Source organism: Agromyces sp. NPDC055520, assembly GCF_053619715.1.
The window spans coordinates 1-24,492 of the sequence record NZ_JBSHJY010000022.1; the positions used below are offsets into that span (position 1 = coordinate 1).

Annotated in this window: 22 protein-coding genes and 1 riboswitch; of the genes, 15 read left to right on the plus strand and 7 right to left on the minus strand. The window is 70.6% G+C overall.

Annotation, left to right across the window (positions count from 1 at the left end; genetic code table 11):
* The first annotated feature begins 19 nt into the window (after positions 1 to 19).
* Together ACWGST_RS10525 and ACWGST_RS10530 are read left to right on the plus strand one after the other, a co-directional pair.
* Positions 20 to 976, plus strand: coding sequence for a carbohydrate ABC transporter permease (locus ACWGST_RS10525; protein WP_452046613.1), 957 nt, complete (start codon positions 20 to 22; stop codon positions 974 to 976).
* Positions 973 to 1,881, plus strand: coding sequence for a carbohydrate ABC transporter permease (locus ACWGST_RS10530; RefSeq protein WP_452046614.1), 909 nt, complete (start codon positions 973 to 975; stop codon positions 1,879 to 1,881). The genes ACWGST_RS10525 and ACWGST_RS10530 overlap by 4 nt, the downstream gene beginning before the upstream one ends.
* 65 nt (positions 1,882 to 1,946) lie before the next feature.
* Here ACWGST_RS10530 and ACWGST_RS10535 read toward each other — a convergent pair whose 3' ends face one another.
* Positions 1,947 to 3,680, minus strand: coding sequence for a glycoside hydrolase family 35 protein (locus ACWGST_RS10535; protein WP_452046615.1), 1,734 nt, complete (start codon positions 3,678 to 3,680; stop codon positions 1,947 to 1,949).
* 169 nt (positions 3,681 to 3,849) lie between these two features.
* On the opposite strand from ACWGST_RS10535, the gene ACWGST_RS10540 reads away from it, so the two are divergent.
* The 7 genes from ACWGST_RS10540 (at position 3,850) to ACWGST_RS10570 (ending at position 12,358) form a co-directional block, all read left to right on the plus strand.
* On the plus strand, positions 3,850 to 4,872 hold the full coding sequence (locus tag ACWGST_RS10540) for a LacI family DNA-binding transcriptional regulator (RefSeq protein WP_452046616.1): 1,023 nt from the start codon (positions 3,850 to 3,852) through the stop codon (positions 4,870 to 4,872).
* Positions 4,873 to 4,994: 122 nt separating this feature from the next.
* Positions 4,995 to 5,075, plus strand: a riboswitch (ZMP/ZTP riboswitch).
* A 68-nt stretch (positions 5,076 to 5,143) separates the two neighbouring features.
* Positions 5,144 to 6,418, plus strand: a complete 1,275-nt coding sequence (gene glyA, locus ACWGST_RS10545; RefSeq protein WP_452046617.1) for a serine hydroxymethyltransferase — start codon at positions 5,144 to 5,146, stop codon at positions 6,416 to 6,418.
* 122 nt (positions 6,419 to 6,540) lie between these two features.
* A complete protein-coding gene (locus ACWGST_RS10550) occupies positions 6,541 to 7,425 on the plus strand; it encodes a bifunctional methylenetetrahydrofolate dehydrogenase/methenyltetrahydrofolate cyclohydrolase (RefSeq protein WP_452046618.1) in 885 nt (294 codons plus the stop codon).
* Positions 7,426 to 7,496: 71 nt separating this feature from the next.
* The gene (locus ACWGST_RS10555; protein WP_452046619.1) at positions 7,497 to 8,795 is read left to right on the plus strand and encodes a cytidylyltransferase domain-containing protein; all 1,299 of its coding nucleotides are present in this window, start codon (positions 7,497 to 7,499) and stop codon (positions 8,793 to 8,795) included.
* 11 nt (positions 8,796 to 8,806) lie between these two features.
* Positions 8,807 to 9,682 carry an N-acetylneuraminate synthase family protein gene (locus ACWGST_RS10560; RefSeq protein ID WP_452046620.1) on the plus strand — a complete coding sequence of 292 codons (876 nt, stop codon included), beginning with the start codon at positions 8,807 to 8,809 and terminating at the stop codon, positions 9,680 to 9,682.
* The gene (locus ACWGST_RS10565) at positions 9,679 to 11,070 is read left to right on the plus strand and encodes a DUF6716 putative glycosyltransferase (RefSeq protein WP_452046621.1); all 1,392 of its coding nucleotides are present in this window, start codon (positions 9,679 to 9,681) and stop codon (positions 11,068 to 11,070) included. Before ACWGST_RS10560 ends, ACWGST_RS10565 begins: the two co-directional genes overlap by 4 nt.
* Before the next feature lie 205 nt (positions 11,071 to 11,275).
* Positions 11,276 to 12,358: a type I restriction endonuclease gene (locus ACWGST_RS10570; protein WP_452046622.1), complete on the plus strand. Its 1,083-nt coding sequence runs from the start codon at positions 11,276 to 11,278 to the stop codon at positions 12,356 to 12,358.
* Between the two features lie 54 nt (positions 12,359 to 12,412).
* On the opposite strand, the gene ACWGST_RS10575 is transcribed toward ACWGST_RS10570, so the two are convergent.
* The gene (locus tag ACWGST_RS10575; RefSeq protein WP_452046623.1) at positions 12,413 to 12,943 is read right to left on the minus strand and encodes a gamma carbonic anhydrase family protein; all 531 of its coding nucleotides are present in this window, start codon (positions 12,941 to 12,943) and stop codon (positions 12,413 to 12,415) included.
* Positions 12,944 to 12,953: 10 nt separating this feature from the next.
* The gene (locus ACWGST_RS10580) at positions 12,954 to 14,252 is read right to left on the minus strand and encodes an APC family permease (RefSeq protein WP_452046624.1); all 1,299 of its coding nucleotides are present in this window, start codon (positions 14,250 to 14,252) and stop codon (positions 12,954 to 12,956) included.
* A gap of 109 nt (positions 14,253 to 14,361) precedes the next feature.
* On the opposite strand from ACWGST_RS10580, the gene ACWGST_RS10585 reads away from it, so the two are divergent.
* On the plus strand, positions 14,362 to 14,853 hold the full coding sequence (locus tag ACWGST_RS10585; protein ID WP_452046625.1) for a YbaK/EbsC family protein: 492 nt from the start codon (positions 14,362 to 14,364) through the stop codon (positions 14,851 to 14,853).
* A 51-nt stretch (positions 14,854 to 14,904) separates the two neighbouring features.
* On the opposite strand, the gene galK is transcribed toward ACWGST_RS10585, so the two are convergent.
* Complete coding sequence (gene galK / locus ACWGST_RS10590) at positions 14,905 to 16,074, minus strand: galactokinase (RefSeq protein ID WP_452046626.1); 1,170 nt, start codon at positions 16,072 to 16,074, stop codon at positions 14,905 to 14,907.
* Entirely contained in the window at positions 16,071 to 17,177 is a 1,107-nt protein-coding gene (gene galT / locus ACWGST_RS10595; protein ID WP_452046658.1) for a galactose-1-phosphate uridylyltransferase, read from the minus strand. Before galT ends, galK begins: the two co-directional genes overlap by 4 nt.
* Before the next feature lie 141 nt (positions 17,178 to 17,318).
* Between galT and ACWGST_RS10600 the strand changes: the two genes are divergently transcribed.
* Positions 17,319 to 18,191 (plus strand): DeoR/GlpR family DNA-binding transcription regulator, encoded by an 873-nt coding sequence (locus ACWGST_RS10600; RefSeq protein ID WP_452046627.1) that lies wholly within the window; start codon positions 17,319 to 17,321, stop codon positions 18,189 to 18,191.
* Positions 18,188 to 19,120, plus strand: coding sequence for an aldose 1-epimerase family protein (locus ACWGST_RS10605; protein ID WP_452046628.1), 933 nt, complete (start codon positions 18,188 to 18,190; stop codon positions 19,118 to 19,120). The genes ACWGST_RS10600 and ACWGST_RS10605 overlap by 4 nt, the downstream gene beginning before the upstream one ends.
* A gap of 18 nt (positions 19,121 to 19,138) precedes the next feature.
* Here the strand turns inward: ACWGST_RS10605 and ACWGST_RS10610 are convergent, their stop codons facing one another.
* Together ACWGST_RS10610 and ACWGST_RS10615 are read right to left on the minus strand one after the other, a co-directional pair.
* A complete protein-coding gene (locus tag ACWGST_RS10610; RefSeq protein WP_452046629.1) occupies positions 19,139 to 20,317 on the minus strand; it encodes a MarP family serine protease in 1,179 nt (392 codons plus the stop codon).
* A gap of 155 nt (positions 20,318 to 20,472) precedes the next feature.
* The gene (locus tag ACWGST_RS10615; RefSeq protein WP_452046630.1) at positions 20,473 to 21,141 is read right to left on the minus strand and encodes a fasciclin domain-containing protein; all 669 of its coding nucleotides are present in this window, start codon (positions 21,139 to 21,141) and stop codon (positions 20,473 to 20,475) included.
* A gap of 154 nt (positions 21,142 to 21,295) precedes the next feature.
* Here ACWGST_RS10615 and ACWGST_RS10620 point away from each other — a divergent pair, with 154 nt between their 5' ends.
* The 3 genes from ACWGST_RS10620 to ACWGST_RS10630 all read left to right on the plus strand — a co-directional run bounded on the left by ACWGST_RS10620 (position 21,296) and on the right by ACWGST_RS10630 (position 24,485).
* Entirely contained in the window at positions 21,296 to 23,008 is a 1,713-nt protein-coding gene (locus ACWGST_RS10620; RefSeq protein WP_452046631.1) for a cytochrome c biogenesis protein CcdA, read from the plus strand.
* Positions 23,009 to 23,073: 65 nt separating this feature from the next.
* On the plus strand, positions 23,074 to 23,670 hold the full coding sequence (sigK, locus tag ACWGST_RS10625) for an ECF RNA polymerase sigma factor SigK (RefSeq protein WP_452046659.1): 597 nt from the start codon (positions 23,074 to 23,076) through the stop codon (positions 23,668 to 23,670).
* Positions 23,667 to 24,485: an anti-sigma factor gene (locus ACWGST_RS10630; protein WP_452046632.1), complete on the plus strand. Its 819-nt coding sequence runs from the start codon at positions 23,667 to 23,669 to the stop codon at positions 24,483 to 24,485. Before sigK ends, ACWGST_RS10630 begins: the two co-directional genes overlap by 4 nt.
* Positions 24,486 to 24,492 lie beyond the last annotated feature (7 nt).

Sequence of the window (24,492 nt, forward strand, 5' to 3'; positions counted from 1 at the left end):
AACGGAGAGACCGACAACAATGACCGCATCCACCACGTCCCCGGCCGAGAGCGGGGGGACGACGACGAAGCGCAACCGGGGCGCTCGCCATCAGGCGCTGACCGGATGGATGTTCATGGCGCCGTTCTCCGTGCTGTTCATCGTCGTCTTCCTCGTGCCGATCATCGTGTCCGTGCGCTCGTCGATGTTCGCGGAGGTGCCGGGGGGCGACGGTCTCTACGGCGGCGGCGAACTCGTCGACACCTTCGTCGGCTTCGACAACTTCGCGACCGCGATCGGCAGCGAGACCTTCTGGGCGGGCATGGGACGAGTGCTGCTGTACGCCCTCTTCCAGATCCCCGTGATGACGATCGCCGCGCTCGGACTCGCTCTGCTGCTCGACACCTTCATCGTGCGCCGGCCCGGCTTCTTCCGGCTCGCGTTCTTCCTGCCGTTCGCGATCCCCGGCGTCATCGCCGCGATGATCTGGCTCTACCTCTACACCCCCGAGGTCTCGCCGTTCATGTCCTTCCTCCCCGAGGGGACGAACTTCATGGCGCCGGGCACGATCCTCGCGTCCATGGCGAACATGACCACGTGGACCTACACCGGCTACAACATGCTCATCTTCCTCGCCGCGCTGCAGACCATCCCGAGGGACCTGTACGAGGCTGCCCGACTCGACGGTGCCACGAGCTGGCAGATCGCGACGCGCATCAAGATCCCACTCGTGCGCGGCGCGGCGCTCCTCGCGGTGCTGCTGTCGATCATCGGCACCATCCAGCTGTTCAACGAACCGGTGATCATGGAGAGCGCGAATCCCTGGATGGGCAAGGCCTACACCCCGATGATGCTGACGTACAACTCGATGATGGGCGCGGTCTCGCCGTCGGGTACCGGTATGGCCTCGGCCTACTCATTGCTGATGGCGGTCGTCGCGGGAGTGCTCGCGATCGTCTACGCGCTGCTGCAGCGCCGGAAGGGAGACTCGGCATGACGAGCGCCACCGTGATCGAGACGTCGAAGCGCCGCGCGCGCAGGGCCACCGCCGAGCTCCCGCCGAAGTCGGAGCTGCCGGGCCCCCTGGCCCGCGTCGCGGGCATCGCGGTGCTCGTCGTGGCGACGATCTACTTCATCGCACCCGTGCTGTGGGTCATGATCGCTTCGACGAAGAGCAACCGCGACCTCACCTCGTCATTCGGGTTCTGGTTCGCCGAGTGGAACCTGCCGGCGAACTACGACAGCCTCATGACGTGGACTCAGGGCCTGTTCTGGCAATGGGTCGGCAACTCGATCTTCTACTCGGTCAGCGCGGGAGTCATCGGCACGCTCTTCGCCGTGATGGCGGGGTACGCGGTCGCCAAGTTCGTGTTCCCCGGCAAGACGATCGCGGTCGGGCTCATCATGGCGGGCCTCCTCCTTCCCGTGGCGCTCCTGACCGTGCCGCTCTACCTCGAGTTCCACGCGCTCGGTCTCGTGAACACCCCGTGGGCGATCATCATCCCGTCGGCGGTCTCGCCGTTCGGCGTGTTCCTCGGCATCGTCTACGCGCAGGACGCGGTGCCGACGGAGCTCCTCGAGGCCGCGCGCATCGACGGCGCCGGCGAGCTCCGCATCTTCTTCACGATCGTGATGCGGCTCCTGGCGCCCGCGATGGTGACGATCTTCCTGTTCATCTTCGTGGCGACCTGGAACAACTTCCTGTTGCCGTTGATGATGGTCTCCTCGGCGGAGCTGAAGCCGGTGACGCTCGGCCTCTTCGGCATGATGAGCTACTTCGCCCCGGCGAAGGGCGCGGTCATGCTCGGCGCCCTGCTCGGCGTCATTCCGCTCATCATCCTGTTCTTCAGCCTGCAGCGCTTCTGGCGCTCGGGCCTGGCCGCCGGTGCGGTCAAGGGCTAGCCCCGCGACATCCGACCACGAAGTAGGGCCCGCGGCACGCCGCGGGCCCTACTCGTCTCGCTCGCTCAGGAGCCGATGAACTCCTCGACCGGGCCGAGCTCGGGCGCGTCGCGCACCTCGACCGTGCTGCCGAGCTGCTCGAGGTCGAGCACGCGCACCGTGTTGCGTCCGGCGCGCCACAGCGGCGCGGGGGCGTACAGGGTCACCTGCGGGCCGACGCTCCAGTAGCGGCCGAGCAGGAACCCGTTCAGCCAGACGAACCCCTTGACCCCGCCCGGGAACGCGAGCCAGGCATCGGCGGGCTCGGCGATGTCGAGCTGTGCGACGGCGAACCCGTCGGAACCAGGGGCACCGGCGGGCTGAGGGGTACCCATCGGGATGACGCGGTGCGTCCAGCCGTGCACGTAGCGTGGGCCGAGCAGCACACCGTCGAGGATGCCCTTGTGCTCGCCGATCTTCGGGCCGTAGTTGATGCGGCCGACGTTCTCGACGATGAGCGTGATGGCGACCGGTCGGCCCGAGACCGGGAGCACCGTGCTCGTCTCGCCGTCGCGCTCGAGCGTTGCGACGCGGGCGCCGTCGACGAAGACGGTCGCGCGGTCGTGCAGGCCGCGAACGGCCAGCACGTTCTCACCCGCCTCGACGGTCGCGGTCGCCTCGTATGCGACGAGCCCCTCGGCGACGCCGATCTCCTCGAAGGTCGCGGGGGCCGGTCGCGGGGCGCTCGCCGCGAGGGCTGCGACCGATCCGATGAGGGATGCCTCGGGCACGAGTGTCGTCGTCTGCGGCGGCTGGAAGCGTGGCGCAGCGGGCAGCTCGGGCAGCGGTCCGTCGTGGAAGGGCGCGAAGGACGCGCGGAGCGCCTCGAACTTCGCACCCACACGACCGTCTTCGGCGATGGGCGCGTCGGAGTCGTAGCTCGTGGCGGTCGGCTGGATCACGCCGTCCCAGTTGGCGCCGTTCCACAGGCCGAAGTTCGTGCCGCCGTGCGCCATGTAGAGGCTGACGGAGCCGCCGGCGGCGAGGAGCTCGTCGACGGTGCCGACCATGCTCTCGGCGCTGCGGACGTGATGCCGTTCGCCCCAATGGTCGAACCATCCGCCCCACAGCTCGCTGCAGAGGAGCGGCGTGTTCGGGGGCAGCAGGTCCACGGCCGTCGGCACGCCGGTGCCGAAGGTGAAGCTCGGCATTGCGCCCTCGACCGAGCCGTGCTCGTGCATGCCCGCGGTGATGCCGTCGGCGGTCGTGAGGAGCTCGACGATGCCGGCGCTGCGGAGCAGGTCGCGCTGATGGAGGAGATGTTCCATGTCGGAACCGAACGATCCGTACTCGTTCTCGACCTGCACCGCGACGATCGGGCCGCCATGCACGGCCTGCAGCGGCGCCAGGCGGGGGAGGAGCTCGGCGTACCAGCGCTCGACCGCGGCACGGTAGACGGGGTCGCTGGTGCGCACGGTCCGCGTGCGGCCGGTCAGCCAGCTCGGGAGACCGCCGTTCGACCACTCCGCACAGATGTACGGGCTCGGACGCACGTATGCATCGAGACCGATCTCGCCCGCGAGGCGGATGAACCGCTCGACGTCGCGCCATCCCTCGAACAACGGCTCGCCCTCGATCTCCTCGTGGAAGTTCCAGGCGATGTAGGTGTCGACGGTGTTCGCCCCCATCGCCGCGAGGCGACGGAGTCGGTCCTCCCACTGCTCGGGGTGTACGCGGAAGTAGTGCACGGCTCCAGCGAGCATGCGGTGCGGGCGACCGTTGCGGAGCAACACGCTGTCGCGGTATGTGAGCGCAGCCATCGAATCAACGTCGGCTCGAGTGTCGGTCGCGGTCATCACGCGGCCTCCCTTGAATTGCGGGCATTATTACCCGGTCTCAGAAAATGTTTGCGTTCACATTATCGCGCAAACTCGGCGCCACGGAGCCCCATTCCGCCGCAGTGGAGTGAACGCTCACTACGATGGGTTCATGCCACGTCGTTCAGCAGCGGAGCGCGCGCCGAATCAGGTCGATGTCGCGCGCGTCGCCGGTGTGTCGACCCAGACGGTGTCCCGAGTGCTCGCTGGCCATCCGAACGTTCGTCCCGAGACGGCGCATCGCGTCATGGCCGCGGTCGACGCCGTCGGATACCGGCTGCACGCTGCGGCGGCCTCGCTCGCCTCCGGTCGCACCCGCATGCTCGGCGTCATCCTCGTCTCCACCGCCCGTTACTCGACGAGCGCCATCCTCCTCGGCGTCGAATCGGTCGCCGCCGAAGAGGGATACGCGGTGACGACGGCGAGTGTGGCCCAGCACTCCGCTCCGGCGAGCTTCCTCGAGGCGTTCGATCGCCTCGAGGGCCAGGGCGCCGAGGGCATCGTGATCCTCGCGCCGGTCGGCTTCCTGGCCGAGGCCCTGGGCTCGCGCACCGAGCGCACTCCCACCGTGGGGCATCGTCAGGCCGACGGCGTCGGCGCCGACGCGCTCGTCGATCAGCGGGCGATCGCCAGAGCCGCCACCGAACACTTGCTCGAACTCGGGCATCGCACCGTCTGGCATGTCTCGGGCGATGAGTTCTGGCAGGAGTCCAACGCGCGCCGCGAAGAGTGGGAGCGAGTGCTCCGCGAGCACGGCGTCACGCCGCCGCCGGTGATCCCGGCCGATTGGTCGCCCGAGTCGGGCTACCGCGCAGGGCGCACGATCGCCGCGATTCCCGATGTCACCGCGGTGTTCGTGTCGAGCGATGAGATGGCCTTCGGCGTCATCCGTGCCCTGCACGAGGCCGGACGCACGGTGCCCGATGACGTCTCGGTCGTGAGCGTCGACGACATCGCGCTCGCGGCGTATGCGGCGCCAGCCCTCACGACGGTGCGCCAGCCCTTCGAGGACGTGGGCCGGGCGACCGCCAAGCGCGTGATCGAGATGATCGAGCAGCGCGAGCCCGTCGCGACCGAGCCGCTCCGCCCCGAGCTCGTCGTTCGCGCCTCGACCGCGCCGCCGCGCGACGCGTAGCCGCCCCCATCTCTCCCGAGCGCGGCACGGCGAGCGGATGCCGGTGAGCTCGGACCACGTGGCACGTTTCACCGCCGAGCTGCAGTGCCGTCGTGGGCGCTCCGTCGCATCCGTTGCTAAGCTTCGAGGGTCGCGACTGGCGTTGAGATGGATACCATCGGGGAGCGACTGGCACGGATCGACCGCACGCCTGGGCCGGTACGCACACCTCGGCGCTGGCGCGTGCGAGGCAGCACCCCCCTGCAGTCCGTCCGTCATGAAGGAGCCAGTCTTGGCCGAGTCCGTTTTCAATGCACCGCTTTCCGAAGTCGACCCTGAGATCGCCGAAGTCCTCGAGCTCGAACTCGGTCGCCAGCGCGACTACCTCGAGATGATCGCGAGCGAGAACTTCGTTCCCGTCTCGGTGCTGCAGTCGCAGGGCAGTGTGCTGACCAACAAGTACGCCGAGGGCTACCCCGGCCGCCGTTACTACGGCGGCTGCGAGTACGTCGACGTCGCCGAGTCGCTCGCGATCGAGCGGGCGAAGTCGCTCTTCGGCGCCGAGTACGCCAACGTGCAGCCCCACTCGGGCGCCACCGCCAACGCCGCGGTGCTCTCCGCGATCGCCACGCCCGGCGACACGATCCTCGGCCTCGAGCTCGCGCACGGCGGCCACCTCACGCACGGCATGAAGCTGAACTTCTCGGGCAAGCTCTACAACGCCGTCTCGTACGGCGTCGACCCCGAGACGTTCCTCGTCGACATGAACGTCGTGCGCGACAAGGCCCTCGAGCACAAGCCGCAGGTCATCATCGCGGGCTGGAGCGCGTACCCCCGCCAGCTCGACTTCGCCGCGTTCCGCGCGATCGCCGACGAGGTCGGCGCGAAGCTCTGGGTCGACATGGCGCACTTCGCCGGCCTCGTCGCCGCGGGCCTGCACCCGAACCCCGTGCCGTTCGCCGACGTCGTCTCGTCGACCGTGCACAAGACGATCGGCGGCCCGCGCTCGGGCTTCATCGTCGCTCGCGACATGGAGCTCGCGAAGAAGCTCAACTCCAACGTGTTCCCGGGCCAGCAGGGCGGACCGCTCATGCACGTGATCGCGGCGAAGGCCACGGCGTTCAAGATCGCGGCCTCCGAAGAGTTCAAGAACCGCCAGGAGCGCACGATTCGCGGCGCGCAGATCCTCGCGGCCCGGCTCACGTCCGACGACTCGCGCGCCGCGGGCATCGACGTGCTGACGGGCGGCACCGACGTGCACCTCGTGCTCGCCGACCTGCGCAACTCGAAGATCGACGGCCAGCAGGCCGAAGACCTCCTGCACGAGGCGCTCATCACCGTGAACCGCAACGCGGTGCCGTTCGACCCGCGCCCGCCGATGGTGACCTCGGGCCTGCGCATCGGCACGCCCGCGCTCGCGACCCGCGGCTTCGGCGACGCCGAATTCACCGAGGTCGCCGACATCATCGCGCTGGCACTCCAGGGCGAAGCGGATGTCGCGGCGCTCCGCTCCCGCGTCGAAGCCCTCACGGCGGCGTTCCCGCTCTACCCGGGCCTCGCCCAGTAGTCACGAAGCACCACCGAGGACGCAATGCAGGAAGATCCGGGCCGACACCCGGCGCGCGAGCAGCTCAGCCCGGCGTGTCGGCCCATTCCTCCTGCATTGCGCTCGGAAGGCAGGAGAGAACCATGACCGCGATCACGTTGGACGGGGTCGCCACGGCGGCAGCCGTCAAGTCCGAGCTCGCCTCGCGCATCCAACTGCTGAAGGCGCACGGCGTGGTGCCGGGGCTCGGCACGCTCCTCGTGGGCGACGACCCGGGTTCTCGGTCGTACGTCGCGGGCAAGCACCGCGACTGCGCCGAAGTGGGCATCGAGTCGATCCGCATCGACCTGCCCGCCTCGGCCACCACGGCCGACGTGCGCGCGGCGATCAGGGATCTCAACGCGGCATCCGACGTCACCGGCTACATCGTGCAGCTGCCGCTGCCGGCGGGCCACGACGAGAACGCGATGCTCGAGCTCATCGACCCCGACAAGGACGCCGACGGCCTGCACCCGACGAACCTCGGTCGGCTCGTGCTCGGCATCGAGGGCGAGCTGCAGTCGCCGCTGCCGTGCACGCCGGCGGGCATCGTCGAGATGCTGCGCCGCTACGACGTGCCGATCCGCGGGCGTCACGTCACGGTGATCGGTCGCGGCCTCACCGTCGGCCGCCCGCTCGGGCTGCTGTTCACCCGCAAGGGGCTCGACGCGACGGTGACGCTCACGCACTCGCGCACCGAAGATCTCGCTGCCGAGGTGCGCCGCGCCGACATCGTCGTGGCCGCCGTGGGCGTGCCGCACCTCGTGCAGGCCGACTGGATCAAGCCCGGCGCCGCCGTGCTCGACGTCGGCATCACGCGCGTGCAAGATGAAGACACGGGCAAGGGCAGGCTCACCGGCGATGTCGACCCCGGTGTCGCGGAGGTCGCCGGGCACCTGTCGCCGAACCCCGGCGGTGTCGGCCCCATGACCCGCGCGATGCTGCTCGCCAACGTCGTCAAGGCCGCGGAGCAGCGCCTGCACGGGTAGTCGACCTGCCGGTCGCCCGGCGTTCACCACGCGTGCACCGGGCGGTCGCATTGCGCGCGTAGCTTCGCGCCATGGCCAGGGTCGAAACCGTCGCAGAATTCCGAGCATCGGATGCCGCGGCCGCACGTGCGACCGCGATCATTCCGGCTCGGGGCGGGTCGGTGGGCCTGCCCGGCAAGAATCTCGCCCGGGTCGGCGGGGTGGCCCTCATCGCCAGGGCGGTTCGCGCCGCGCTCGCCGCCGAGCGCATCGACCGCGTCGTCGTCTCGACCGACGACCACGGGATCGCGGAGGCCGCGCGCGCTGCAGGGGCTGAGATCGTCGAGCGGCCGTCTGAGCTCTCGGGGCCGACGGCATCGAGCGAGTCGGCGCTGCTGCACGCCCTCGACGCGCTCGAACCGCTCGGTGCGCTCGACCGCGCGGCCGGGCAGAGTGAAGCCCTGCCGATCACGGTGTTCATCCAGGCGACCTCGCCGTTCATCGACCCGGCCGATCTCGACGCCGCGATCGCTCGCGTCGCCGCGGGCGAGCGCGATGTCGTCTTCTCGGCTGCGCCGACCCACGTGTTCCTCTGGCGCGACGAGGCCTCGGGCTCCGCCGTCGGGGTGAACCACTCGTCGACCGGCAGGCTCCGTCGTCAGGACAGAGCGCCCGAGCACCTCGAGACCGGTGCGTTCTACGTCGTCGACACCGAGGGGTTCCGGTCGGCCGGGCACCGCTTCTTCGGGCGTATCGGCATCCAGCCGGTCGACGCCGACCACGCCATCGAGATCGACGACCTCGCCGACCTCGAGCGGGCGAGAGCACTCGCGCCCCGCATCGATCGCGCGCTCGCGGCATCCGCTCGGCTGCAGATCGACGTCGACGCCCTCGTGACCGACTTCGACGGCGTGCACACCGACGACACCGTCATGGTCGACCAGCTCGGGCGCGAGTCGGTGCGGGTGAGCCGCAGCGACGGCGCCGGCATCGCGCGGCTCCGCGCGGCCGGCATTCCGGTGCTGGTCCTGTCGGCCGAGCAGAACCCGGTCGTCGGGCGACGCGCCGAGAAGCTCGGCGTCGAGTGCGCACAGGGGGTGGCGGAGAAGGGCGCGGTGCTGCGCGAGTGGGCCGAACGCCGAGGCATCCGTCTCGATCGCATCGCCTACCTCGGCAACGACCGCGGCGACCTGCCCGCCCTCGAGCTCGTCGGCTGGCCCGTCGCCGTGCCGGATGCCGCGCCCGAGGCGCTCGCCGCAGCGCGCCACGTGCTCTCCCGCACGGGCGGCCGCGGAGCCGTGCGCGAACTGGCCGAACTGATCCTCGCCGCGCGCGACTCCGCCGTGGCACCCGCGAACCCCGATCCCGCGCCATCGCGCGATCCTGAATGAGGGAGCACCACATGTCCGTGCGCATCGGCCGATCGGTCGTCGGCAGCGAATACCCGGTCTACGTCATCGGTGAGATCGGCCTGAACCACAACGGCGACGTCGAGATCGCCAAGCGTCTCATCGACGTCGCGGTCGAGGCGGGTGCCCAGGCCGTGAAATTCCAGAAGCGCACCCCCGAGATCGCAACCCCCGAGCACATGCGCGACGTGCCGCGGGAGACGCCGTGGGGCACGATGACGTATCTCGACTACCGGCGGCGCGTGGAGTTCGGCGAGCCCGAGTACCTCGAGATCGCCACCTACGCGCTGCGCGCCGGCATCGACTGGTTCGCGTCCCCGTGGGACGTGCCGTCGGTCGAGTTCCTCGAGGGGCTCGACGTCGTCGCGCACAAGGTCGCGTCGGCGTCGGTCACCGACCTGGAACTGCTCGACGCGATCGCCCGCACGGGCAAGCCCGTGATCCTCTCGACGGGCATGTCGACCCTCGACGAGATCGACCGTGCGGTCGAGGTGCTCGGCACCGATCGCCTCGTCATCATGCACGCGACCTCGAGCTACCCGATGCCGGCCGAGGAGGCGAACCTCCGCACGATCGGCACCCTCCGCAGTCGCTACCCGGGCGTGCCGATCGGCTACTCCGGGCACGAGCGCGGCCTGCAGATCTCGCTCGCCGCGGTGACCCTCGGTGCCGTGGCCGTCGAGCGGCACATCACACTCGACCGGGCGATGTGGGGCTCCGACCAGGCCGCCTCGCTCGAGCCGACGGGCTTCGAGCACCTCGTGCGCGACATCCGCGTGATCGGCGAGGCGATGGGCGACGGTGTGAAGCGCGTGTTCCCGGGCGAAGAGGCGCCGCGGGCGAAGCTGCGGCGGGTTCCCGCGCTGTGAGTCGCGCCCCTCACGCGGGCGGCGCAGGCCCCGAGGGTGGCGCAGGCGGCGCGCTCGCCGACGATGCCGCCGGCGGGCAAGTTGCCAACGGTCGACGGCTCCTCGTGATCGCCGATTCCGACTCCTACGTGAAATGGGGCGCGGCGTTCGCCTCCCGGCTGCCCGACGGGTGGAGTGCAGAGCTCGTCGTGCTGCAGACCCCCGTGCACCCGAGTGCGCGGCAGCTGCGCGCGGCGCTCGCGGGCAGCGCGTTCACGGTCGAGACGGTGCCCACGATCGGTTTCGGCGAGCTGCCCGTGCATCTCGCCCGCAGCCGCCCCGACGCCGTGCTCCTCGCGCTCCGCGGCCCGCTCGTACGAGTCGTCGCGCCCATCGTCGCGGGTGGGCCGGGCCGCCCGGTGCTCGTGAGCGGGTTTCCCGGACTCACGATTCCGGCCGAACGCAAGGCGATCGTCTACCGCGAGCAGGTCGACCTCATCGTGCTGCACAGCCGGCGCGAGATCCGTGCGTTCCGCGCCAATGCCGTCGAGCTCGGCGTCGCGGTCGAGTTCGGTCTCGCGACCCTCGCCTTCTTGCCCGACGGTCGGGCAGCGGATGCCGCGGCGCCCGAACCGCGCTCCGACCTCGTCTTCGCGGCGCAGGCCAAGGTTCCCGCCGACCGCGAGGATCGCGTTCGGCTGCTCGGCTGGCTCGCCGACGCCGCTCGCCGGCACCCCTCGCGGCGGGTCGTCGTCAAGGTGCGGGCGAGGCGCGGTGAGGCGCAGACGCACGCCGAGGCCTTCGACTACGCCGAGCTGCTCGACGACCCCGACGTGCGCCGGACGCTCGGCGGCTCGCTGCCGCCGAATCTCGTCGTCGAAGACGGCCCGATGGCCGATCACCTCGCACTGGCCGCCGGGCTCGTGACGGTCAGTTCGACGGCGGCGCTCGAAGCCGTGGCTGCCGAATTGCCGACCCTGCTGATCGACGAGTTCGGCGTGACGCCGAAGCTCATCAACACGGTCTTCGAGGGCAGCGGGCTGTTCGGCGGGGCCGATGCCCTCGCCCGCTGGGAACTCAGGCAGCCCGCCGAGGGCTGGCTCGCCGACAACTACTTCCACGGTCGCGAGCACGACGACTGGGGCGAGCACCTCGAGTCGCTCCTCGATCGCCGGGCCGCCCGCGCGCTCGCGCCGCGTGTGCGGGTGCACAACCTCTCGGGCGGCGCGCTGCGCCGTGCCTTCGAGCGAAAGCGCATGCTCGGCGAACACGACCGCTCGATCACGGGGGCCGCCGCGATGATCGTGGCGATCCCGGCCCGATGGATCGTGCGCCGCGTTCGCCGCGTGCGTGCACGCCTGCGTGGAGCAGGGCGAGTCGCTCCGGGTACCGCGATCGTCGATGTCTGATCGACTTTCGGCGCGCCCTGCGTCCGTCGTGCTCCAACCCATCTGTGCCGTGAGCTGCGAAGCCGCAGCGCAGCCGTCACCAAGTTCGGCTCGGGCCGGAGCCTGACGTGACCCGAAATGGGGGTAGAGCACGGTCGGCATGGTTCGGTCCCCGTCGGGGACGACCCCGATAAGGTGCCACAGACTCCGATCTGAAAGGCAAAGAATGGACTTTGCAGATTCCCTAACTGCTCTGGCGCAGAAGGTCCAGAATCAACGCGACGCGATTCTCACCGAGGAGGCGACCAAGAACGCCTTCGTCATGCCGTTCATCTCGAATGTGCTGGGCTATGACGTGTTCGACCCGCTCGAGGTCGTGCCTGAGTACACGGCCGATGTGGGCATCAAGAGAGGCGAGAAGATCGACTACGCGGTCATGCGTGACGGCGAAGTTCAGCTGCTCATCGAGTGCAAGAGTTCTACTGCCTCGTTGAAGTTCGAGCACACGTCGCAGCTCTTCCGATACTTTGGCGTCACCAACGCACGCATCGCCGTGCTCACCAATGGGCAGGTCTACCACTTCTTCACTGATCTCGATGCCCCCAACAGAATGGATGAGAAGCCGTTCCTCGTGTTGGATCTGCTGGACATCGACGAGATGCTCATTCCAGAGCTCAAGAAGCTCACCAAGGATGCCTTCGACCTGGAGTCGGTCATCAATGCTGCGGGGGAACTCAAGTACATCGGCCAGCTGAAGCGTGCAATCGCCGAGCAGTTCCGTACCCCGGGCGAGGACTGGGCGAAGTTCTTCATTTCGAAGGTCTACGACGGTTCGATCACTCAGCGCGTGCGAGAGCAATTCGCGCCGCTGGTGGCGAAGGCATCCGCGCAGTTCCTGAACGACCAGGTCAACGATCGGCTGAAGGCCGCACTCCAAGGTGGTGGGTATTCTGCAGACGGTGCGACGACTCTGACGAGCGAGGAAGTCGTCCACGACGATCTTGACCGCGACACCGAGATTGAGACAACCCTCGAAGAGCTGGAGGCCTACCAGATCGTGAAGGCGATCGCCTGTAGCGAGGTCAAGCCGCAACGGGTGTCGCAACGAGACTCGAAGTCGTACTTCGCGATTCTGCTCGACGATAACAACCGCAAACCCATCGCCCGTCTCCACTTCAACTCACGGAAGCAGAAATACCTCGGCTTGATGGACGCCGACAAGGTCGAGACGCGGCACCCGATCGATGGCGCAGAGGACATCTACCAATTCGCCGAACAGATCCGTGAAGCTGTGGCGCGCTACCGGTAGCGCCTATCCAGGTTCGTAGACCACGGCGCAGGGAAATCGGGGTCGTGAAACCGCTCAGCGCCCCGAGTGCTCCTGGACGTGCGTCAGGTACGAGGCGGCGTTGCGCTGGATGCCCGCCCGCTCGTCGTCGCTGAGCTCGCGTCGCACCTTCGCGGGAACCCCCGCGACGAGCGAGCCCGGCGGCACGACCGTGCCCTCGAGCACGACGGCGCCCGCGGCGACGAGTGAGCCCGCCCCGATGACGGCGCCGTTCAGCACGGTCGCGCTCATGCCGATGAGGCTGTGGTCTTCGATCGTGCAGCCGTGCAGCACGGCGCCGTGCCCGACCGAGACGCCGCTGCCGACGGTGAGCGGGTAGCCCGCGTCGACGTGGCACACGACGGTGTCTTGCAGGTTCGAGTCTTCGCCGATGCTGATCGGCTCGGCCTCTGCGCGCAGCACCGCGTTGTACCAGACGCTCGAGCGGGCGGCGAGGCGCACATCGCCGACGATGACGGCTCCGGCGGCGACGAACGCCGTCTCGTCGAGCACGGGTGCGGCGATGCCGGCGAGGGTCACGATGCGGGCCGAGGGATCTGCAGACATGCGGCCAAGCCTACGCGCGCCCGGGCCGCCCGGGCCGACGGCGCCGGGCGCGCACCGCCCGGGACACCAGCCGATACGCCGCCCCGATCGCGAGCACCGCGACCCCTGCTCCGATCGACACGGGCGGAAGGGTCGCGACGAGCACGAGGCATCCGACCGCCCCTGCTGCCGAGAGCGCTCGTGGAACGCGACGTTCCGGCCGAGGCTGTGTGATCGCCGCGAGGTTCGCCACGAGGTAGTAGAGCAGCACGCCGAACGACGAGAAGCCGATCGCGCCGCGCAGATCGACGGTTGCGACGAGCACGACGACGGCGAGGGCGACGGCGATCTCGGCGACGTGCGGCACCCGGAACCGCGGATGCACCCGGGCGAGCGGGCGCGGCAGTTCGTCGTCGCGCGCCATCGCGAGGGCCGTGCGTCCGATGCCCGCCAACAGCGCGAGCAGCGCGCCGAGCGCCGCGACGGCGGCGCCGACGCGCACGACGGGGGCGGCCCACAGCCAGCCTGCGGCATCGACGACGTCGACGAGCGGGGCGATGGATGTCGCGAGCCCATCCGGCCCGAGGGCGCCGAGTGCCGCCGCGCCGACGGCGGCGTACACGAGCACCGCGATGCCGAGGGCGATGCCGATCGCGCGGGGGATCGTGCGCGAGGGGTCGCGCACCTCTTCGCCGAGCGTCGCGATGCGGGCGTAGCCGGCGAACGCGAAGAACAGCAGCCCGGCCGACTGCAGCACGCCGAGCCAGCCCGGGTCGAGCAACCCGGCGTCGACGGGCGCCGGCGCCGCAGCACCGGCCGACGCGTCGAACCACGCCGTCGCCCCGGCCGCCACGACGAGCGCGAGCACGGCGAGCACGCCGATCACGATGACCGTCGCCACTCGGGCGGTGCGCGTGATGCCGCGCAGGTTCACGACGGCGATCGCGACGACGGCGACGACGGCGAGCGGCCGTTGCCAGTCGGGCGGGGCGAGGTAGGCGGCGAACGTCATCGCCATGGCGGCGCAGCTCGCGGTCTTGCCGATGACGAAGCTCCACCCTGCGAGAAAGCCGGGCCAGTCGCCGAGGCGCTCGCGGCCGTATCGGTAGGCGCCGCCCGACTCGGGGTACCGGGAGGCGAGCTGCGCCGTCGAACTCGCGTTCGCGAAGGCGACGAACGCCGCGATCGCGAGTCCGATCATGAGGCCGGCCCCTGCCGCCTGCGCTGCCGGCGCGAACACCGCGAAGACGCCCGCGCCGACCATCGCGGCGAGGCCGATCGCGACCGCCTGGCGCAGCCCGAGGCTGCGGGCGAGGGAGGGCTGGTGCACGCTCGCACACTATTGCATTCCGGTGACGGCGTGCCCCTCGTACCGCCCGGCGCCGTCGCCGAAGTCGATGTCGGTCATCCCGGCTGCGCCGCTCGCTAGGATCTACGGCATGTCATCGCCCACGCACCCCGCCGTCGACCGTGTCACCGAGGCCCTCGCCGGGCACGGCCTCAGCCCTGAGATCGTCTGGTTCGACGATGCCGTCACGACCGCCCCGCTGGCTGCCGAAGCGCTCGGCGTCGAGGTCGCCCAGATCGCGAACTCCCTCGTGTTCACGATCGACGACGAGCCGATCCTGGTGCTCACCTCGGGTTCGCACCGGGTCGACACCGAGTGGCTCGGGCAGCAGCTCGGCGGCGTCATCCGCCGTGCCTCGAAAGAGATGGTGAAGGATGCGACCGGTCAGGTGATCGGCGGCGTGGCACCGCTGGGCCACCCTTCGCAGGTGCGCACGATCGTCGACGTGCAGCTCGCCGACTACCCCGTCGTGTGGGCGGCCGCCGGCCATGCGAAGTCGGTGTTCCCGACCTCGTTCGACGAGCTCGTGCGCATCACGGGCGGCACGCCGAGCGCGGTCGAGCCGGGCACGGCCGTCGCGTAGCGATCAGCAAGCGCCGAGCCCCCGCCCCAGGCGCAGCGCTCACCGCCCGTTTCAGGTGTCGCGCCGTGCCCCCGCGTCGGCCTGCACGGTGAAGATCGTCGGCTCGAGGTAGCCGCGCTCGGCGAACGCCGCGAGCACCTCGCGGGTCACGACGGGCACGAGCGCGTCGACCATGAGCGCGATCGCCGCCCCGCCGAAGCCGCCGCCCGTCATGCGCGCGCCGATCGCACCGGTCGCCTGCGCGGTCTCGACGGCGAGGTCGAGCTGGGGCACAGAGATCTCGAAGTCGTCGCGCATCGAGACGTGCGAGGCGTCGAGGAACGGCCCGATCGCGCCGGGCCCGTGCTCGCGCAGGGTTCGCACGGTGTCGAGCACGCGCTGGTTCTCGGTGACCACGTGCCGCACGCGGCGAAAGGTCTCGTCATCGAGCAGCGAGGCGGCGCGATCGAGATCGTCGACGCGGATGTCGCGGAGCGACTCGACGCCGAGCGCCGCTGCGCCGGCCTCGCACGAGGCACGGCGCGCCGCATACCCGCCGGTCGAGTGGGCATGCTCGACGCGAGTGTCGATGACGAGCACCGAGAGTCCGTCGGCGCGGAAGCCGAGCGGGATCACCTCGGCGTCGAGGCTGCGGCAATCGAGGAAGACACCGGCGTCGGCTTCGCCGAGCAGCGACGCCGACTGATCCATGATGCCCGTCGGGGCGCCGACGGCGCGGTTCTCGGCGAGGCGGCCGACCTTCGCGAGCGTCGGCCGGTCGAGACCGAGGCCCCAGTGCTCGTCGAGGGCGAGGGCGACGGCGCACTCGATCGCGGCCGACGACGAGAGACCCGCACCGATCGGCACCTCGGAGGCGACGTAGAGGTCGACGCCCCGCACGTGCGCGAGGTCGGTGCCGAACTGGCCGAGCGCCCAGGCGACGCCGAGCGGGTAGGCGGCCCAGTCGCTCACGGCGTCGGGCGTGAGCTCGTCGAGGTGGATCGTCACGGCCTCGGGCGAGAAGGCCGAGGCGACGCGGATGACGCGGTCGTCACGATCCCCGAGGGCGACGGCGGTGCGGCGGTCGATGGCGAACGGGAACACGAAGCCGTCGTTGTAGTCGGTGTGCTCGCCGATGAGGTTGACCCGCCCCGGCGCCGACCAGACGCCCGCGGGGCGCCGGCCGTACCATTCCGCGAAGCCGTGCTCGGCAGTCGCGGTCACCCGTGTCGTCGCATTCATACTGCAGCCCTTCCGATCGCGGCGCGCAGCGCCTCTGCCTGGGATTCGGGGGTGACATCGCCGATCCATGCTCCCATCGCCGCCTCCGAACCGGCGAGGAACTTCAGCTTGTCGGCGGCCCGTCGCGGGCTCGTGAGCTGCAGCATGAGCCGAACGTCACCCCGACGCTCGTGCACGGGCGCCTGGTGCCACGCCGCGATGTAGGGCGTGGGGGTGTCGTAGAGCAGGTCGACGCCGCGCAGCAGCCGCAGGTAGAGCGAGGCGAGTTCGTCGCGCTCGTCGAGCGTCGTCTCGGCGAGGTCGGGCACGTGACGGTGGGGGAGCAGGTGCACCTCGATCGGCCACCTCGCGGCGAACGGCACGAACGCCGTCCAGTGCTCGCCGGCGAGCACGACGCGGGGGCCGCCGCGCTCGCGTTCGAGCAGATCGGCGAAGAGCGTCGGCCCGTAGTCGTCGATCGAAGCGAGGAGGCGCTCGGTGCGGGGCGTCACGTAGGGGTACGAGTAGATCTGGCCGTGCGGGTGGCCGAGGGTCACGCCGATCGCCTCGCCGCGGTTCTCGAACGGGAACACCTGCTGCACGCCCGGCAGCGCCGAGAGGGCCGCGGTGCGCTGCGCCCACGCCTCGATCACGGTGCGGGCGCGCGAGAGCGTCTGCGTGCCGAACGACCCCTCGTGCTCGGGGCTGAAGCAGACGACCTCGCAGCGGCCGATCGAGGGCAGGGTGCGCTCGAGGCCGACCCGGCGGAGCGATGCGAGGGCGTCGGAGCCGGAGGCATCCGCTTCGCCCAGTGCGGGGCCGAACGACGGCGAGCGGTTCTCGAAGACCGCCACGTCGTAGACGCTCGGGATCTCGGACGGGTTGCCGGGGCGCTGCGGGGCGAGCGGGTCGAGGTCGGCCGGCGGCAGGAACACGCGGTTCTGGCGTGCGGCGGCGATCGAGATCCACTCGCCGGTGAGGGCGTCCTGGCGCATCCAGGCGTTCGTCGGCCGTGGGTCGAGCACTCGCTCGTCGGCCGCTCGCTCGGCCGGCAGGGTGGAGTCGGCATCATCGAAGTAGATGAGCTCGCGGCCGTCGGCCAGCAGCGTCGAGGTCACGGTGATGCGAGGGTCGACAGGGGCAGCGGATGCCGCGCCGGCGACGTCGTTCGTGTCGGTCACGCGCCACACCCTACGCTTCTTTCGTTTCGCAAACAAACCGGTTTCGTATTGCAAAGTCGGCCACGAGGGCGGATGATTCGGGGTATGACCATCGACCCCGGGGCCGCGACGGCCGCGACGGCCGTGGGGGCTGCAGGGGCGCCCCTCGATGCCCCGCGACGGCGTGAACTCGCGCTCGCCCTCGTCGCCGAACGCGGCTTCGTGCGCGTCGCCGAGCTCTCGCGGGCGTTCGGGGTCACGACCGTCACGGCGCGAGCCGACCTCGACGCACTCGAACGGCAGGGCGGCATCCGGCGGGTGCACGGCGGCGCGGTGCCGCTCTCGTCGCCGCTCGCGGCGGAGCGCCCCGAACGCGAACCGAGCTTCGAAGAGGCGCTCGAGGCATCCGTCGAACCGAAACGGCTGATCGGCGAGGCCGCGGCCGCGCTCGTGCGAAGCGGCCAGAGCATCATCCTCGACGTCGGCACCACGACCCTGCAGATCGCGCGTGCGCTGCGGGCCCGCACCGACCTCGACGACCTCGTCGTGTTCACGAACGGCCTCTCGATCGCGCTCGAGCTCGAACCCGAGATCCCGCGGTTCACGGTCGTCGTCACAGGCGGCACGCTGCGGCCGAAGCAGCACTCGCTCGTGCACCCCCTCGCCGGCTCGATGCTCGACGAGGTGCACGTCGACCTCGCCTTCATCGGCTGCAACGGGGTCGACGCCGTGCACGGCGTCACGAACGCGAACCTGCCCGAGGCCTCGGTCAAGGCGCTCATGATGCGAGCGGCGGCCCGATCGATCGTCGTCGCCGACGCGGCCAAGCTGGGCGAGGTGCATCTCGGGCGAATCGCCCCGGTCGACGCATTCGACGCACTCGTGACGGATGTCGCTGCGCCGTCGCCGATCGTCGCCGAACTGCTCGACGCGGGGCTCGCAGTGCACCTTGCGCGAGACTCTAGAGTGGATCCATGACCCTTCCCACGGGCGAGCAGTTCGCCCTCGAGACGTCGACGTCGAGCGGCGAGATCCGCGCCACGATCACCGCCGTCGCAGCCGGCATCCGCACCCTCAGCATCAACGGCATCGACCTCGTGCCGCCGTTCGCCGAAGACCAGACGCCGCCCATGGGGGCCGGCATCGTGCTCGTCCCGTGGCCCAACCGCATCCGTGACGGCCGTTGGAGCCACGACGGCGTCGACCACCAGCTGGCGATCTCGGAGCCCGCGAAGAACAACGCCATCCACGGGCTGCTGCGCAACACCGAATACCGCGAGATCGCCCGCGAACGCGACTCGGTGACCCTCTCGGCCAACGTCTACCCGCAGCTCGGCTACCCGTACCTGCTCGGCACGGCCGTGCACTACGAACTCGTCTCGGACGGGCTGAAGGTCACGCACTACGTCGAGAACCTCGGCGCCGACCCGGCCCCCGTCGCGATCGGCACGCACCCCTACCTGAAGATCGGCGGCGTGCCGACGGCCGACCTCGAACTGCGCCTCGACGCCGCAAGCCACATCGAGGTCGACGAGCGGCTGCTGCCGACCGGCGAGGTGCCCGTCGACGGCACCGAATGGGACTTCCGCGAGGGGCGCCGCGTCGGCGACGTCTCGCTCGACGACGCCTTCGGCGAGATCGCGAGCGAAGACGGCCAGGTGCTGCACACCCTCACCGCTCCCGACGGGCGCAGCGTCTCGATCTGGGCAGACTCGGGCTTCGAGTACGTGCAGGTCTACACCTCGCGCCGTTTCCCCGGCGAAGACGGCGACGTCGCGATCGCGATAGAGCCCATGACGGCGCCGGCCGAGGCCTTCAACTCGGGCCGCGGTCTGCGCTGGCTCGACCCGGGCGAAGAGTGGCAGATCTCGTGGGGCATCCGCTTCGAGGGCTTCGCGGCGGAGTAGCGCGACGATCGGTCGTGCTCAGGGCGCCACGCACGAGCCCGAGCCGACGCTCGCGTCGAGCCCCGGCGCGGCATCCGCGAGCGGTGCGAGCGTCGCGACGGGAATCGCGAAGCCGACGTTGTCGACCGACTCCGACTTCGCGAAGACCACCGCGGCGACCTCGCCGTCGCCCGTGAGCACGGGGCCGCCCGAGTTGCCGTGGTCGACGTCGGCGGCGAGCGTGACGATGTCGCGCGTCGAGGTGCTGCCGCCCGACTGGATCGTCAGTGGCCCGCTCGCCATGACGTTCGCGGGGCGCAGTTCGAGCGGACCGCCGAAGGGGTACCCGGCCACGGCGACCTCTTGCCCGATGGCGGGCGTCGCGAGCGCGAGCGGCGGGGTCGCGAGCCCGTCGACGGCGATGAGCGCGAGGTCGTTCGCCTCGTCGAAGGCGACGACGCGGCCGGGCGTCGCCGGTTGGCCGGGCGCCTCGACGATCGGTTCGGTGACTCCCGCGACGACGTGCGCGTTGGTCACGATGCGGTCGGGCGCGACGACGAAGCCGCTGCCCGAGAGGGTCGAGCCGCACTGGAAGGCACTGCCGGTGACCCGAACGACGGATGCCGCGGCGCGCGCGAGCTCGGCATCGTCGACGTCGAACGTCGGCAGAGCGGGGCTCTCGGTCGGGCCGCCGAGCACATCGACGAGCCACGGCAGCCCCTCGCCGAGGGTGGCCGTGCGGATCTGGGCGAGCAGCGTGCGGGTGGGCGCCGGGGTGACGGCGTCGAGTCCCTGCAGCACGCGCGAGCCGGCGATCGCGGGCGAGACCACGGGCACGCCCATCGCCGAGACGCCCGAGGCGACGAGGGCCACGACGAACGCCGTGACGAGCAGGTTGCCCACGGCTCCGAGCGTGCGGTCGAGCACGCCGAGCTTGACCGCCCGCGCACCGCGGCGCAGCGCACGACCGATCACCGCGCCGAGCCAGGTGCCGGCGCCGAGCAGCACGAGAGCCGCCGCGATCGCCGCTGGCGCCCGCCACTCGGGCCACGGCACGAGGCCGGCGACCCACGGCATCACGAAGAACGCGGCGACGCCCGCCGCCACGAGGCCCACGAGCCCCGCGGCGGTGCGCAGCAGCCCGGCGCGCCAGCCGTTCACGACCGCCCCGATGAAGACGAGCACGAGGGCGACGTCGAGCACGATGCTCCAGACCACGGGGCTCCTTTCGAGGCCGGGGGAACTCCAGCCTGCGGCATCCGTCTTCGAGAGTGCTGAAGGCGCGCAGACCGTGACGCGGGGAACGCTGCGATGCAGACCGAGAACGGCCCCGTCGTCGGGTCGACGGAGCCGTTCGGTCGTGCGCGGCGCTCCTACATCGTCGGCATCAGCACCGAGTCGATGAGATAGACCGTCGCGTTCGCGGTGTGCACGCCGCCGCAGACGACCGCGGCGTCGTTGACCTTCAGTTCGTCGCCGGAGCCCGTCACCTCGACCGTGCCGCCCTCGACGGTCGTCTGCGTTCCGACGACCTCGTCGGGCGAGAGCTGACCGGGCACCACGTGGTACGTGAGGATCTTCGAGAGGGTCGCCGAATCGGTCTTCAGCGATTCGATCGTCGCGGCGTCGATCTTGGCGAAGGCATCGTCGACCGGCGCGAAGACGGTGAACTCATCGCCGTTCAGCGTGCCGACGAGGTCGACCTCGGGGTTCAGCTGGCCGGAAACCGCGGCGACGAGCGTTGTCAGCAGCGGGTTGTTCGAGGCGGCGACGGCGACGGGGTCGGTGGACATCCCGACGACGGAACCCGGGCCTTCCGGCACGGCGTCGGCGTAGGCGGCGCAGCCCGGGCCGACGAGATCGGCAGCGGGGTCAGCCGTCATGGCCTCTTCGCTCGGCTGACTCTCCTCCGACGACATCGCCGGCTCGTCGCTTTCGGCGGCGCTGCCGCCCATGCTGCAGCCGGCGAGCCCGAGCGCGGCGACAGCCGTGATCGAGAACGCGGCGAGGGCGGTGCGGGTGCTGCGGTTCGTGGAACGCATCGGTCGACTCCTTCGTGATTGGCGACCGCGGAGCGGGTCGTTGCGAGGGGTTCGGCACCCGCGGCAGATCGGATTGGTCGGCCATGCCGCTGCCCCGACCAATCGGATCCGGCCTCCGCGCCGAACCACCGGCGACCCGAGAAAGCAGGACCCCGTGATCACCCTCGCCCTCATCGGCCTCCTCGGAGGCCTCATCACCGGCATCTCGCCCTGCATCCTCCCGGTGCTGCCGGTCATCTTCCTCTCGGGCGGGGCGCAAAGCGCGAGAGGCACGGCGGATGCCCCGGCGGCCGGTCGCTGGCGGCCGTACCTCGTCATCGCGGGGCTCGTGGTGAGCTTCAGCGTCTTCACGCTCGTCGGTTCGCTCCTGCTCGCCCTGCTCGGGCTGCCGCAGGACGTCCTGCGCTGGGCGGGCATCGTCGTGCTGGTGCTCATCGGCATCGGCCTCATCGTGCCTCGCTTCGAAGAGCTGCTCGAGAAGCCGTTCTCGTGGATCCCGAGGAAGGACGTCGGCACCGAGCAGGGAGGGTTCCCGCTCGGCCTCGCCCTCGGCGCCGTCTACGTGCCGTGCGCGGGGCCGGTGCTCGCGGCGATCACAGTCGCGGGGTCGACCGGCCGCATCGGGGTCGAGACCGTCGTGCTGACCGTGTCGTTCGCCGTGGGCGCCGCGTTTCCGCTCCTCGTCTTCGCCCTCGCAGGGCGACGGGTCGCCGAACGGGTCAGGACCTTCCGCACGCATCAGCGCGGCATCCGCATCACGGGCGGCGTCGTGATGCTCGCGCTCGCCACAGGGCTGGTCTTCAATCTTCCCCAACTGCTGCAGCGGCTCGTGCCCGACTACACGAGCGCGTTCCAGCAGGAGCTCGCCGATTCCGAGGAGGTCACGCGTGCGCTCGACCTCGGCGGACTCGTGAACGACGAGAACGACGAGCTCGACCAGTGCACGAACGGTGCCGCCGACCTCGAGTCGTGCGGCACCGCACCGTCGATCAGGGGCATCGACCAGTGGTTCAACACCGACGGCGGGGCGGCGGTCGACCTCGCCGAGCTCCGCGGCCGAGTCGTGCTCGTCGACTTCTGGGCGTACTCGTGCATCAACTGCCAGCGCTCCATCCCGCACGTCGTCGCCTGGGACGGCGCCTACCGCGACGCCGGACTCTCCGTCGTCGGCATCCACTCGCCCGAGTACGCCTTCGAGAAGGAGCCGCGCAACGTCGCGGCGGGCATCGCCGGCTTCGGCATCGACTACCCCGTCGGCCTCGACAACTCGCTCGCGACGTGGACGAACTATCGCAACCGCTACTGGCCGGCGCACTACCTGATCGACGCCGACGGGGTCGTGCGCCACATCTCCTTCGGCGAGGGCAACTACGCCGCGACCGAGGGCCTCATCCGCGAACTGCTGCAGGACGCCGACGCCGACGTCGTGCTGCCGCCCGTCACCGAGCAGGCCGACGACACCCCCGAGGCCGGTTCCACGACGCCCGAGAGCTTCCTCGGCACGACGAAGCAAGTGAACTTCGCCGGCGGCGAGCCGTATCGCCGGGCGACGACGGACTTCGTCTTCCCGAAGCGACTCGCTGCCGACTCATTCGCCCTCGACGGCGCGTGGGCGCTCGACACGCAGTCGATCGCCCCGTCGACGGGCGACGCGCGCGTGCGGCTCGACTACACCGCGCGCGAGGTGCGGATGGTGCTCGGCGGCGAGGGCACGATCGTCGTCGACGACAGCGGGCAGCGACGCGAGATCGCCGTGAGCGGCGTGCCGAGGTCGTACGAGCTCGTGAAGACGGATGCCGCGGCATCCGGAATCATCACCGTCACCGTGAGCCCCGGTGTCGACGCCTACTCCTTCACATTCGGATGAACCATGTCGTCGCACCGCAGCGCGCGGTCGTCGTGGCCCGCACGGCGACCGGCACCCGATCTGGCATGCTGGGGCGCGTGGCCGACCGCGACAGTGATCTCACTGCGCCGGTGCCCGATCCGACCGCGGAACAACTGCTCACGCGCGTCGGCACGGGCGACCGGGACGCCTTCGGCGCGCTCTACGACCAGACGTCGGCGCGGGTCTTCGGCCTCGTGCGCCGGCTCGTGGTCGACCCGGCGCAGGCCGAGGAGGTGACGCAGGACGTGTACCTCGAGATCTGGCAGACCGCCCCGAGATTCGACGCGGCCCGCGGCAGCGCCCTCGCCTGGATGTTCACCCTCGCGCATCGACGTGCGGTCGACCGCATCCGGGCGTCCCAGGCGGCGCGCGATCGCGACCTCCGCATCGGCGTGCGCGACCTCGACGTGCCTGTCGACACGGTCGCCGAAGCGGTCGAGATCAGGGTGGAGCACGAACGGGTGGTCGACGCGCTCGATGCACTCAGCGAACTGCAACGCGAGTGTGTTTCGCTGGCCTACTACGGCGGGCTCACGCAGACTGAGATCGCCGACCGCCTCGAGGTGCCGCTCGGCACGGTCAAGACCCGATTGCGAGACGGGATGATCAGATTGCGAACCGCATTGGGGGTGACGACATGAGCGAGTCGAACGAGCCGCGTGACGAGCACGACGGAATTCGCGACGAGTCCGCGCCCGACGAGCTCGACGCGCTCCGCGACGCCGTCGCCGCGTACGCGCTCGACGCGGTCGACGCCGACGAGCGGGAGGCCGTCGAGCGTGCGCTCGCCGACGACCCCGAGTTGCGGGGCGACGCCGACGGATTCGCCGAGACGGCGGCCCTGCTCGCCGGCGCGGCCGCGCCCATCGAACCGCCGCCCGACCTGAAGTCCCGGATCATGGCGCAGCTCGACGGCCTGCCGCAGCAGCTTCCGGACGCTCCGGTGCCCGCGGCGCCCGCTCCACCGCGCGAACCCGGCCCGGCCGAGCGCGCTGCGAAGCGTCGCTGGTTCCAGCGTCCGGGGGCGATCATCGCGGCGGCTGCGGCATCCGTCGTGCTCATCGCCGGGGCGATCATCGGAATCGGATGGGCCGGACCCAATGGCTGGGGCGCGCAGCGCGAGATGGCGGCGATCGCCGAGGCGCCCGACGTGGAGTCGTCGACGCACGAACTCGAGGGCGGCGGCGCCGTCACGCTCTACTGGTCGGCCGAGCAGGGCCGCTCCGGAGTCGTCGTCGAGGGGCTGCCCGATGTCGGCGCCGACTCGACCTACGAGCTCTGGTACATCGACGACGCGGGCGCGCAGTCGGCGGGCACCTTCGACGTGCAGGGCGACGAGACCTGGCGTGTGCTCGACGGCGACTTCGCACCGGGTGTCGCCGTCGGCGTCACCGTCGAGCCCGCGGGCGGTTCGCCGCAACCCACGACCGAACCGATCGTCGTCATCCCCACGTAGTCGACCT